Here is an 11613-nt window from a genome sequence, read left to right on the forward strand (position 1 = left end):
TCCACCTCGGAACTGGGGACTTCAGTTTTCAGGGAGCACTGCCGGGGGATGCGCTAGTTCACGAATCTCAGGTCCGCGATGGCCCCGCTGGCCACGAGCATGACGTAGAAGTCGGTCAGCACCAGCGTGCCGAGCGTCGTCCAGGCCAGTGCCATGTGGCGGGTGTTGAGCTTCGTGACCTGCGTCCAGATCCAGTACCGCACCGGGTGCTTGGAGAAGTGCTTGAGCCGGCCACCGGTGACGTGCCGGCACGAGTGGCAGGACAGCGTGTACGCCCACAGCAGGACCACGTTGGCGAGCAGGATGATGTTGCCCAGCCCGAAGCCGAAGCCGCCGGTCTTCCCGTGGAACGCCGTGATCGCGTCGTAGGTGTTGACCAGCGAGACGATCAGGGCGACGTAGAAGAAGTAGCGGTGGACGTTCTGGATGATGAGCGGCAGCCGCGTCTCGCCGGTGTACTTCGCGTGCGGTTCCGCGACCGCGCAGGCGGGCGGGGAGAACCAGACGGCCCGGTAGTAGGCCTTGCGGTAGTAGTAGCACGTCAGGCGGAACCCGAGCAGGAACGGCAGCACGACGAAGCCGAGCGGGATGAACCCGGGCAGGTCGCCGAACCAGTGTCCGAAGTGGCTCGAGCCCTCGACGCAGGACGTGGACAGGCAGGGTGAGTAGAACGGCGTCAGGTAGTGGTAGTCGGGCACCCAGTACGCGGTGCGCACGAACGACCGGACCGTCGCGTAGATGATGAACGCGGACAGCCCGAGCACGGTCAGCAGCGGCTGGAGCCACCACCGGTCCGTGCGTAGGGTGCGCTCGGCGATCCGGGCCCGCTTGGGGGCCCGGACGCCGGTGCCGACGCCGTTGTCAGCGGGAGCGCTCACCGCTGGTCGCGCTTGTAGCCGCCGACGCCTTCGTCATCGGCGCCGTGCCAGAGCGCCGGATCGTAAGGGGTGTCGGGAACTTGGACGCGCTCCGCGGCCTTCGCCTGGGCCGGCACCGCCAGGGGCGTGCCGTCGAGGTCCGCGGTGTCGATGTCGAGGCGCTCCACGTCGTTGGCGAGCCGGCGGACCGCCGAAGCGTCGCCGTAACGAGAGCGCAGTGCGCCGACGCACTGCCTGAGCTGGCCGATGGTTCGCCGCAGCTCGGCGATCTCGGAGGTGGACATCATTCCTCCCGGGTGTGGTGGGGCCGGCGGAAGCCGGGCGGACGATCATTCGCCCCACGGCTTTACCGTGCGTCGTGCAGTGTGACAACTAGCACACTAACGGTTCTGGGGGTGATCGGGGTCACGCGGGTCGATCTTCTGAATCGATTTTGATTCGGCGTTTTCCCGAGGTACTGTGGCCAGTGTCACGACCCAGAGGCGCCAGCGTTGCCGTCCCGCGGACCACCACACACCAGTGATCCGGAGCCGGACATGAGCCCCACCTCCCTGAACTCGACCGTCGCCGAAGTCACCGCCCGCATCGCCGAGCGCAGTGCCGCGACGCGCGCCGCATACCTCGGCCGCACGGCCGCCGCCCACGACGAGGGCCCGGTCCGCCGCGGCCTCGCGTGCAGCAACCTCGCCCACGGTTTCGCCGCCATGGACGGCGTCGACAAGGAGGCGCTGCGAGCCGCGCGCGCTCCCGGCGTCGCCATCGTGTCGTCCTACAACGACCTGCTTTCGGCGCACCAGCCGATGCAGGAGTACCCGGCCTGGCTGAAGAAGTCGGTGCGCTCCGCCGGGGGTGTCGCCCAGTTCGCCGGCGGCGTCCCGGCCATGTGCGACGGCATCACCCAGGGCCGCGCGGGCATGGAGCTGTCCCTGTACAGCCGCGAGGTCATCGCGATGTCGACGGCGATCGCGCTCTCGCACGACATGTTCGACGCGGCCCTGCTGCTGGGCGTCTGCGACAAGATCGTGCCCGGCCTGCTGATCGGCGCGCTGTCGTTCGGGCACCTGCCGGCCGTGCTGGTCCCGGCCGGGCCGATGAACTCCGGGCTGCCGAACAAGGAGAAGGCGCGCGTCCGCCAGCTGTACGCCGAGGGGCTCGCGACCCGCGAAGACCTCCTGGACGCCGAAGCGGCGTCGTACCACTCGGCCGGCACCTGCACCTTCTACGGCACGGCCAACTCCAACCAGATGGTCGTCGAGGTGATGGGCCTGCACCTGCCCGGCGCCAGCTTCGTCCAGCCCGGGTCGTCCCTGCGGCGGGCGCTGACCGAAGAGGCCGGACGGCGGGCCGTCGCGATCTCGCGCGGCGAGGAGTACACGCCGGTCTCGCGGATCCTCGACGAGAAGGCGTTCGTCAACGGCGTCGTCGCGCTGCTCGCCACCGGCGGCTCGACCAACCACACGATGCACCTGGTCGCGATCGCCGCGGCCGCCGGCATCCAGCTGACCTGGGACGACTTCTCCGACCTCTCGGCCGTCGTGCCGCTGCTGGCGCGGGTCTACCCGAACGGCAGCGCCGACATCAACCACTTCCACGCCGCCGGCGGCATCCAGTTCCTGGTCGGCACGCTGCTCGACGCCGGCCTGCTGCACGAGGACGTCCACACCGTCGCCGGGTTCGGGCTGCACCGCTACCGGGCCGAGCCGATCCTGTCCGACGGCGAGCTGGTCTGGCGCGACGTGCCGACCCGCAGCCTCGACGAGGAGGTGCTGCGCCCGGCGTGGCGCCCGTTCGCCGCGGACGGCGGGCTGCGGATGGTCGAGGGCAACCTCGGCCGCGCGGTGGTCAAGGTGTCCGCGGTGGCGCCCGAGCACCGGGTCGTCCAGGCGCCGGCGCGGGTGTTCACGACGCAGGAGGAGTTCACCGCCGCGTTCGAGGCGGGCGAGCTGGACCGCGACGTCGTCGTGGTGGTCCGGCAGCAGGGCCCGCGGGCCAACGGCATGCCGGAGCTGCACGGCCTCACCCCGGCGCTGGGCGTGCTGATGGACCGCGGGCACGCCGTGACGCTGCTCACCGACGGCCGGATGTCGGGCGCGTCGGGCAAGATCCCGGCCGCGATCCAGGTGACGCCGGAAGCCGCGGCGGGCGGCCCGATCGCTCGCGTCGCGGACGGCGACGTCATCCGGCTCGACGCGTCCACGGGCAGCCTCGACGTGCTGGTCGGTGACGAAGAACTCGCCCTCCGTGAACTTGTGGACTCGCCGCCGTCCGAAGCATCCTGGACCGGCACCGGCCGAGAGCTGTTCGCCGCGTTGCGCCGTGCCGTCGGCCCCGCCGACCAGGGCGCATCGGTGTTCGGGGGCCTGACGCCGGAGCACTTCGGAACGCCCGCTTTCGCAACCCAGGAGGTCGGTCAGTGACCACCGGTCAGGACCTGCTCGAGCTGTCCCCCGTGATGCCCGTCGTGGTGATCGACGACGCCGCCGACGCCGTGCCCACGGCCCGGGCCCTGCTCGCCGGCGGGATCGGGGTCATCGAGCTGACCCTGCGCACCCCGGCGGCGCTGTCGGCGATCGAGCGCGTCGCGGCCGAGGTGCCCGACATCGTCCTCGGCGCCGGCACGGTCACCTCGCCGGACCAGGCGAAGCAGGCGGCCGACGCGGGCGCGAAGTTCCTCGTGACGCCGGGCTGCACCGACGCGGTCGTCGACGCGTGCTTCGACACCGGGCTGCCGTTCCTGCCCGGCGCGAGCACCGTGTCCGAGGCGATGAAGCTGGCCGAACGCGGGCTGACGGCGTTGAAGTTCTTCCCGGCGGAGGCGTCCGGCGGGGTCGCGTACCTGAAGTCGATCGCGGGCCCATTGCCCGGCTTGAAGTTCTGCCCGACCGGCGGGATCACCGTGGCGTCGGCGCCTTCGTACCTGGCGCTGCCGAACGTCGGCTGCATCGGCGGCTCGTGGCTGACGGCCTCGCTCGACGTCGCGACGATCGAGAAACTGGCCGCGGAAGCCGCGAAGCTGTAGCCGAGATCACCCCGCGGAATTACGGACCCGAACGGCGGAATCGGCTTCCGGATTCCGGGAGCACCGTTCCCACGCGGTGGAACGGTGCTCCTAACGGGTGTGGCGGCGGTCATGCGTTCGCCCGTTTGTGCCAGTGATCGGTCCATTTGCGCCACGGTCGGTGATTCACCCCCTGTTATCGTTCCTCCTCGCTGTTTCGAGCGAGGAGAACCGGTGTCCCTGACCAGCGTGGTCGCCCCCAGCCCTGCCCCTCAGAATGTCGCCGCACTCATCGGCGAACGCCTTTCCCTGTCCGCCCTCCACCAGCTGGGCGGCACCCTCGGCGGCTATTCCTTCGTCAAGGTCGTGGTGGACCGCGAAAACGCGGTCATCCACTTCCTGAACGACGCGCGCCATTCCTTTCACGCGATCTATATCGGGGAAGAGATCCTCGGCGTCCCCGAAGAACGGGTGCGCGCCGAGATCGACTCCTACAACCAGGACTTCTACCACGGGCCGGACCGCCGGTTCCTGCTCGGCATCCTGGCCCGGCACCCGCAGATGCTCTCGCTCGAGACGGTCGAGGTCGACACCATGCCGGCCGAGCTGATCCGCGAGTTCCACGCCTTCGTCGCGCGGTACGTCGACCCGGCGCTGCCGCTGGTGTTCAAGCCTGCCAACCAGCTGCAGGAGCGGATCGTCCGGGAGATCCCGGCTGCCGAGCTGCCGCGGGTGTTCGCGCACGAGCTGTTCTCGACGGCGCCCTTCGTCGCGCTGAACCCCGGCACGGCCACCGGCCGGCTGCGCGCGTTCCGCACCGAGGCCGAGTACCGCGCCGCGACGCTGGACTGGTCGGACATCATCGTGATGGACCGCGTGCCCGACGACATCCCGCGGCTGTCGGGCATCGTCAACGCCCGGCACACGACACCGTTGTCGCACACCAACGTGCTGGCCACCGGCTGGCAGATCCCGAACGCCGTCCAGCTCGGCGCGCTGGCCGACATCGAGCGCCGCGGGCTCGACGGCAAGTGGGTCGAGTACACGGTGGACGCCCGGGCGCTCACGCTGCAGGAGATCGACGAGCCGGCCTCGGCGGCGCCGCCGAACTGGTACGCCCAGCGCGTCACGCTGGAGGAACCGGAGTCCGAGCGCAGCCCGATCGTGAACCTCGCGCGGCTGCGCGCGGCCGACCGGTACCGCTACGGCACCAAGGCGGCCAACCTCGGCGAGCTGCACCACGTGCTGGCACACGGGTCGCAACGCCTGCTCGGCTTCTACCAGGTGCCGCGGCCGCCGCGGGAGAACCTGCTGCCGTACCTGGCCCGGTTGCTGGACGTCCCCGCCGACGCCGACTGTGTCGAGCAGGGGGTGCCCCCGCACCCCCGCCGGGGCTCTGCCCCGGAGCCCCGTTCCCTGCATGCCGCCGCCCGCCGGCTGCTCGACGACCACGTCCGCGTGCCCCGCGGCATCGCGCTGCCGTTCTCGCTGCAGCGGCGGTTCCTGGAGTCGTCGCCGCGGATCCAGCAGGCCATCGGCAAGCTGAAGATGGCGTGCGAGCTGGACGCGCGGGAGATCGAGCCGCTGTGCGTCGAGCTGCAGAGCCTGATCCGGTCGGCCCGGATGCCGGGCGCGCTGGCCGGGGAGATCGACTCCGCGCTGGTGTCGCAGCTGGCCGGTGTGCAGACGTTCGTCGTGCGCAGCTCGTCGAACGCCGAAGACCTGGCCGGGTTCTCGGCGGCCGGGATCTACGAGTCGCTCAACCACGTCACGACGGCCGAGCGGATCTTCGCCAGTGTCAAGGAAGTCTGGGCGTCGCTGGTGTCGGTGCGCAGCGTCCGGCTGCGGCGGCAGGCCGGGATCTCGCTCGACGAGTGCTACATGGGCGTGGTGATCCAGGAGCAGGTCGCGGCGGACTTCGGCGGCGTGCTGGTGACGACGAACCCGATGAACCGCGCGGACTTCCGCACGGTGTACGTCAACGTGTCGCCTCGCGTGACCGACGTCGTCGACGGCTCGGCGTTGCCCATGCAGTACCTGTACTCGACGGTCGAGGGCGGTGGCCGCACGGTGTCGCTCGGCGACGCGGCGGCGGACCTCGACTCGCGGGCCCACGACCAGCTGCAGCGCCTGGCGATCGCCGGCCGCCTGCTGCAGGGGCACTTCTCGCCCGACTACACGTTCGGCTCACCGGTGGACATCGAGTGGCTCGCCGACGGCGACCACCTCCACCTCGTGCAGCTGCGTCCGTATTCCGTTTGAGTTCAGGAGAAAGCGTCATGCTGGGCCTTCGCCTGCCCGCGAACCCCGCCGTCCGCCGTACCGTGCGGCTGACCTACGGGTTCCAGTTCTTCTTCGGCCTGCTGCTGTGGGTGCCGATCTTCTACCAGTACCAGAAGCTCGTCGGCCTGTCCGACGGCGAGATCTTCGGCATCCAGAGCATCTACTACATCATGTTCTGCCTGCTGGAAATCCCGACGGGGATGATCGCCGACCGGTTCGACTACCGCACGTCGCTGGCCGCCGGCGCCGGCGTGCTCGTGGCGGCCAACCTGGTGCCGGTGTTCCTCGGCTCGTACACGGGGTTCCTGGTGCACTTCGTCCTGATCGCGCTGGCGCGGTCACTGGTGTCCGGGGCGCAGAGCGCGTACCTGTACGAGTACGTGCACGCTTCCGGCTCCGGTGAGCACTACCTCCGTGTCGAAGGTGTCGGCCGCGCGTTCAGCCTGGTCGGGAAGATCGTGTACTGGCCGGTGATCGGCCTGCTGATGACGTGGAACCTCCCCTCCCCGTACTGGCTCACGGCGATCAACGCGGCGGTGGCGCTGGTGTTCGCGCTGAGGCTCCCGGCCATCCCGGGCGGCCGTCTCGTGAAAGACAAGACGGCCTCGCTGCTCGCCGGAGTCGGCGGCGCGCTGTCGGCCCTGCGCTCGTCACGATGGCTGATGCTGCTGATGGTGCAGGGCATCGCGATGTTCACGCTGGTCAGGATCTGTCAGGTGAACTTGTTCCAGCCGATCCTGGAGTCGAAGTCGCTGTCGGTGAACTGGTACGGCGCGGTCCTGGCCGCGATGACGGTCTTCGAGGCTCTGGGCGCGGCCCGCCCGCACCGTCTCCGCCGCGCGATCGGCCCGGTGGGGTCGGTGTTCACGCTGACGATCGTGATGGCGTTGTGCCTCGGCGTGGTCGTGTTCGTGGGCTCCCTCCCGACGGTGCTCGTGTTGTGCGTGTTCGCGGTGGCGACGGGGATTTCGTTCCCGGTCCAGAAGCAGCTGCTGAACGATTCCATCCCGGACTCCCGCTACCGCGCGACACTCCTGTCGATGGAGTCCATTGTGGACCGAGCGGTGTGCGCCGTGGTGGCGGTGGCGCTGGGCGCCTACCTGGCAGCCGGGCAGCTGAACGAGTTCCTGGTGCTGTCGGCGGTGGTCACGTGCGTGGTGATGGGGCTGCTCGCGGTGCTGTTGCTGACGGTCCGCAAGCACCGCTCGGACCGCCGGCGGCCGGTCGAACGAGAGACGGTACCCGCCTGACGCGGCGCCGGCGCTCGAGCCCCGGCGCCCACCGCCGACGATCCGGCGGTGGTGCACCGTCGAGCTTCGCCTGCGACGCCCGCCCTCGGGCGGGCCGGCGTCAGTCGATGTAGGCGTCGTCGAGGAGGGTGGACTCCGCGCCGTACTCGCGGAGTTCTTCCTTGATCACCGTGTACGCGAGGCCCTGCGGGTAGCCCTTGCGGGCCAGGAAGCCGAGCAGCCGCCGCAGTGCCGTCTGCTCGTCGACGTTGCCCAGGGAGCCGAGGCGCTTGCGGACCAGTTCCCTGGCCATCTGCTCCTCGGACTCGCGATCGACCTCACCGGCCGCCTGCGCCGCGACTTCGTCGTCGACGCCTTTGCGCCGCAGTTCGGCGAGCAGCGCGGTGCGGGACAGCCCTTGGGTCTCGTGCCGCGACTTCACCCACAGCTCGGCGAACTCCGCGTCGTTCACCAGCCCTGCCCGGTCGAGCTTGCCGAGCAGGGTTTCGCTGGTCTCCTCGTCGAATCCCTTGCGGTGCAAGGCCTGCCGGAGCTCCTCCTGAGTACGCGCACGCACGGCCAGGAGGTCGTAACAGATCTCCTTGGCCTTCTTGTACCGCTCCTCGGGAGGCAATTCCGACGGTGGAATCTTCGGCGCCCTCGCCACCTCGACTACTCCTCTTTGTTCACAGCCCAAGCCACGCGTCACCACACAACGCGACCACGAAGGGGGTCCAGGGGGCTTGCCCCCTGGCGGGGGCCCGGGGGTTCGACCCCCGGAAGACACGGCGAAGGGATCAAGGCGAGCGCACTCCGCGAGCACACCTCACCCAATCCCGCAGCACACCTCACCCCATCCCGACGCCCTCTCAGAAGTCGACCGGCGCCGGCACGGCTTCGACGGCCTCGGCGTCGACCTGCGCGCCGATGCCCAGCTTCTCCTTGATGCGCTTCTCGATCTCGTTGGCGATGTCCGGGTTGTCGCGCAGGAACTTCCGCGCGTTCTCCTTGCCCTGGCCGAGCTGGTCGCCTTCGTAGGTGTACCAGGCACCGGACTTGCGCAGGATCGCCTGGTCGACACCCATGTCGATCAGCGAACCCTCGCGGGAGACGCCGTGGCCGTACAGGATGTCGAACTCGGCCTGCTTGAAGGGCGGGGCCATCTTGTTCTTCACGACCTTGACGCGGGTGCGGTTGCCGACCGGCTCGCCGCCGTCCTTGAGCGTCTCGATGCGGCGCACGTCGAGGCGGATCGAGGCGTAGAACTTCAGCGCCTTACCACCGGTCGTGGTCTCCGGGGAGCCGAACATGACGCCGATCTTCTCGCGCAGCTGGTTGATGAAGATCGCGGTGGTGCCGGAGTTGTTCATCGCACCGGTCATCTTGCGCAGCGCCTGGCTCATCAGGCGGGCCTGGAGGCCGACGTGCGAGTCGCCCATCTCGCCCTCGATCTCGGCGCGCGGCACGAGTGCGGCCACGGAGTCGATGACCAGGATGTCGAGCGCGCCGGAGCGGATCAGCATGTCCGCGATCTCGAGCGCCTGCTCACCGGTGTCCGGCTGGGACACGAGCAGCGCGTCGGTGTCGACGCCGAGCTTCTTGGCGTACTCCGGGTCCAGCGCGTGCTCCGCGTCGATGAACGCCGCGATGCCGCCGTTCTTCTGCGCGTTCGCCACGGCGTGCAGGGCGACCGTGGTCTTACCGGAGGACTCCGGGCCGTAGATCTCGATGACGCGGCCCCGGGGCAGCCCGCCGATGCCGAGTGCGACGTCCAAGGCGATCGCGCCGGTCGGGATCACGGAGACGGGCGCGCGGCCGTCCTGGCCGAGCCGCATGACCGAGCCCTTGCCGTACTGCTTGTCGATCTGCGCGAGCGCGAGCTCGAGCGCCTTGTCCTTGTCGGGTGCTGCAGGCATGGAAGTCCACCTCGCTGGTCGAAGCCCCCGTCTCGAGGGCGCTGTGTCGGTTCTTCAGCTGTCCGGTCCGACGCTAGCGGCGGGGACCGACAATTCCAGGCGCGGCGCCCGATCTGTGGATCGCTGGACCCGATGTGGACAACACCATAGACGAACACCTGTTCGAGGTCGGCAGCGACACACCCTTGCGCTAGGATTTTCGCCCGCCCGGGTCAGGACCCGTGCGCATCCGCCCAGGTCAGCGCCGCTCGCGCGGCACGTCGAAGGCGTCGCAGACCTCGCGCCAGACGTCCTTGGCCGGGATTCCGGCGGTCAGCGCCTGGTCGACCGTGCGGCCGCCGAGTGCGCTGAGCACGTGGTCCCGGGCCAGCACCTGGGCTCGCCCGGGGCCGAACTCCTCGGCCATCAGCCGCCGGAAAACCGTGATCCGCATCGGGCCCACTCTATCCGGAGGGCGCGAACGGCCCGTTCGCTACCCGCCGGGCTGGACGCTCGCTTCGAAGTAGTCGGCCAGCGTGTCCGGCGTGGTCGCCTGGGCCTGGTCGCTCGAGTTCAGCTGGTAGATGAACCCCACCAGCGGCCGGTCCGACACCGTGAACACGAGCACCGCCGCCGTCTTGCCCGCGGCCGACGAGTAGCGGCCCTTGAGCCCGTTGCCGCCCCAGTCGGCCTCGGTGCGGTCGCCGCCCGCCGAGGTGAGCAGGCCGTCGGTGTACTGCTTGAGCGCGTCGGCGCTGGTGCCCTGGACGTAGGTGACCTGCGTGCCCGCGCGCCCCGGGGCCGAGCAGGTCGAGGCCGCCCCGAGGTTCTCCGCCGGCGCCGCCGGGCCGTTGCCCATGCCCGGCTTGCAGTCGCCGGTGTCGGCGATCTTCCCGGCGAGCTGGCGCAGGCAGCCGGTGAGGCCCTTGTCGTCGGCCTGGCCGGGCGTCTTGCACTGCTCGGCGGTGTAGGTGGCCGTCGAGGACGACGACGTCAGGAAGAAGGTCAGCCCGGCCGCGAGCACCACGACGACCGCGACCGCGATGCCGATGAACAGCTTCTTCTTCCCGCGGGGCTCGGCCTTCTCCGCGGCGGCTGCAGGCGAGTACGCGGGGAAGTTCGACGGCACCGGCTGCGGGCCGCTGGGCGGGAAGTTCGCCGGCGCGTAGCCCGGGTACTGCGGCGGGGGCGGCGGAGGCGCGTACTGCGGGCGGCCCGCGGCAACGGCCCCTTCGACGTTCTGCGTCCGCGCGCCGAGCCCGTCGCGGGCCACGTGCTGGGCACCGAGCGCGACGGCGGTCTCCGGCTGGTCGAGGCTGCCCGGCACGACGCCGAGCTTCTCCGCGATCATCGTGCCGACCAGCGGCAGCCGGCTCGACCCGCCGACGAGGTAGATGCCGGCCAGCCGGTCCGGGGTCAGCCCGGACGAGCGCAGCGTCCGCGAAAGCAGTTCGACGCTGCGCAGCATCGCCGGCCGGACGAGGCCCTCCAGCTCACCGCGCGTGACGAGGACGTCCTTGAACGGCTCGGGCATCGGCACCTCGGTCTGCGGGTGCCGCGACAGCGCCTCCTTGGCCGCCTTGACGTCCTCCTGCAGCGCGCGCCGGGTACGCCGGTCGCCGGTGGACTCGGGGCGCAGCAGCCGCTGCCAGCGCTGCGGGTCGGAGTGCGAGACCTCGCGCCCGACGTGCACCATCAGCGCCTGGTCGACGTCGAGGCCGCCGAGGTCGGGCAGGCCGTCCTCGGCGAGCACGGTGAAGCCGTTCTGCGTGGCGCCGACGACGGCGACGTCGAAGGTGCCCGCGCCGAGGTCGTAGACCGCGAGCGCCTGACCGGGGGCCAGCGACTTGCCGGGGAACGACGCGAAGTGCGCCGCCGCGGCGACGGGTTCGGGCACCAGCAGGATGTTCCGGTCCATCCCGGCGAGCCGGGCGGCCGACATCAGGACGTTGCGGCGGGTCTGGCCCCACTGCGCGGGGTGGGTCAGCCGGACCTCGTCGGGCTGCTCGCCGCCGAGCTGGCGGGAGGTTTCTTCGAGCACGCGGCGCAGGATCGCGGCCAGCGCATCGGTCACCGGGACGACGTCGGTGCCGAGCAGCAGGGTCTGTTCGTCGATGCGGCGCTTGGGGTTTGGCTCGAAGCGCGTCGGGTCGAGGCGGGCGCGGCGCTCGGCGTCCCGGCCGACCATGATCGTGCCGTCTTCGGCGGCGAACACGGCCGACGGCATGTTGGCCGAGCCGTCCACCTCGACGACCCGGGGCGGCATGCCGTGCGCCGAAAGGACGGCGACGGTGTTGGACGTCCCGAGGTCCACCGACAGGATCCGCACT

The 11613-nt window shown here is 70.4% G+C and carries 10 protein-coding genes; 4 read left to right on the forward strand and 6 right to left on the reverse strand.

Translation table 11 applies throughout. From position 1 onward, the window contains the following. Positions 1–53 precede the first annotated feature (53 nt). Positions 54–878, reverse strand: coding sequence for a succinate dehydrogenase subunit SdhC (gene sdhC, locus QSK39_RS42410; RefSeq protein WP_285483442.1), 825 nt, complete (start codon positions 876–878; stop codon positions 54–56). After that, a complete protein-coding gene (locus QSK39_RS42415; protein WP_284741071.1) occupies positions 875–1162 on the reverse strand; it encodes an Rv0250c family protein in 288 nt (95 codons plus the stop codon). Before QSK39_RS42415 ends, sdhC begins: the two co-directional genes overlap by 4 nt. 252 nt (positions 1163–1414) lie before the next feature. Between QSK39_RS42415 and edd the strand changes: the two genes are divergently transcribed. The 4 genes from edd to QSK39_RS42435 all read left to right on the forward strand — a co-directional run bounded on the left by edd (position 1415) and on the right by QSK39_RS42435 (position 7409). After that, complete coding sequence (gene edd, locus QSK39_RS42420) at positions 1415–3295, forward strand: phosphogluconate dehydratase (RefSeq protein WP_285483443.1); 1881 nt, start codon at positions 1415–1417, stop codon at positions 3293–3295. After that, a complete protein-coding gene (gene eda / locus QSK39_RS42425) occupies positions 3292–3897 on the forward strand; it encodes a bifunctional 4-hydroxy-2-oxoglutarate aldolase/2-dehydro-3-deoxy-phosphogluconate aldolase (protein ID WP_285483444.1) in 606 nt (201 codons plus the stop codon). Before edd ends, eda begins: the two co-directional genes overlap by 4 nt. 213 nt (positions 3898–4110) lie before the next feature. Beyond that, positions 4111–6138: a PEP/pyruvate-binding domain-containing protein gene (locus QSK39_RS42430; RefSeq protein WP_285483445.1), complete on the forward strand. Its 2028-nt coding sequence runs from the start codon at positions 4111–4113 to the stop codon at positions 6136–6138. Positions 6139–6155: 17 nt separating this feature from the next. Continuing rightward, positions 6156–7409 carry an MFS transporter gene (locus tag QSK39_RS42435; protein WP_285483446.1) on the forward strand — a complete coding sequence of 418 codons (1254 nt, stop codon included), beginning with the start codon at positions 6156–6158 and terminating at the stop codon, positions 7407–7409. Between the two features lie 100 nt (positions 7410–7509). On the opposite strand, the gene QSK39_RS42440 is transcribed toward QSK39_RS42435, so the two are convergent. The 4 genes from QSK39_RS42440 to QSK39_RS42455 form a co-directional block, all read right to left on the reverse strand. Continuing rightward, positions 7510–8037, reverse strand: coding sequence for a regulatory protein RecX (locus tag QSK39_RS42440; RefSeq protein ID WP_285483639.1), 528 nt, complete (start codon positions 8035–8037; stop codon positions 7510–7512). Between the two features lie 220 nt (positions 8038–8257). Beyond that, a complete protein-coding gene (recA, locus tag QSK39_RS42445) occupies positions 8258–9304 on the reverse strand; it encodes a recombinase RecA (RefSeq protein ID WP_155542037.1) in 1047 nt (348 codons plus the stop codon). A 238-nt stretch (positions 9305–9542) separates the two neighbouring features. Then, positions 9543–9737 (reverse strand): DUF3046 domain-containing protein, encoded by a 195-nt coding sequence (locus tag QSK39_RS42450; RefSeq protein WP_284741065.1) that lies wholly within the window; start codon positions 9735–9737, stop codon positions 9543–9545. A 39-nt stretch (positions 9738–9776) separates the two neighbouring features. Continuing rightward, complete coding sequence (locus QSK39_RS42455) at positions 9777–11612, reverse strand: Hsp70 family protein (RefSeq protein ID WP_285483447.1); 1836 nt, start codon at positions 11610–11612, stop codon at positions 9777–9779. Position 11613: the final 1 nt, after the last annotated feature.

It is taken from the genome of Amycolatopsis sp. NBRC 101858, assembly GCF_030269325.1.
Classification (GTDB): domain Bacteria; phylum Actinomycetota; class Actinomycetes; order Mycobacteriales; family Pseudonocardiaceae; genus Amycolatopsis; species Amycolatopsis ponsaeliensis.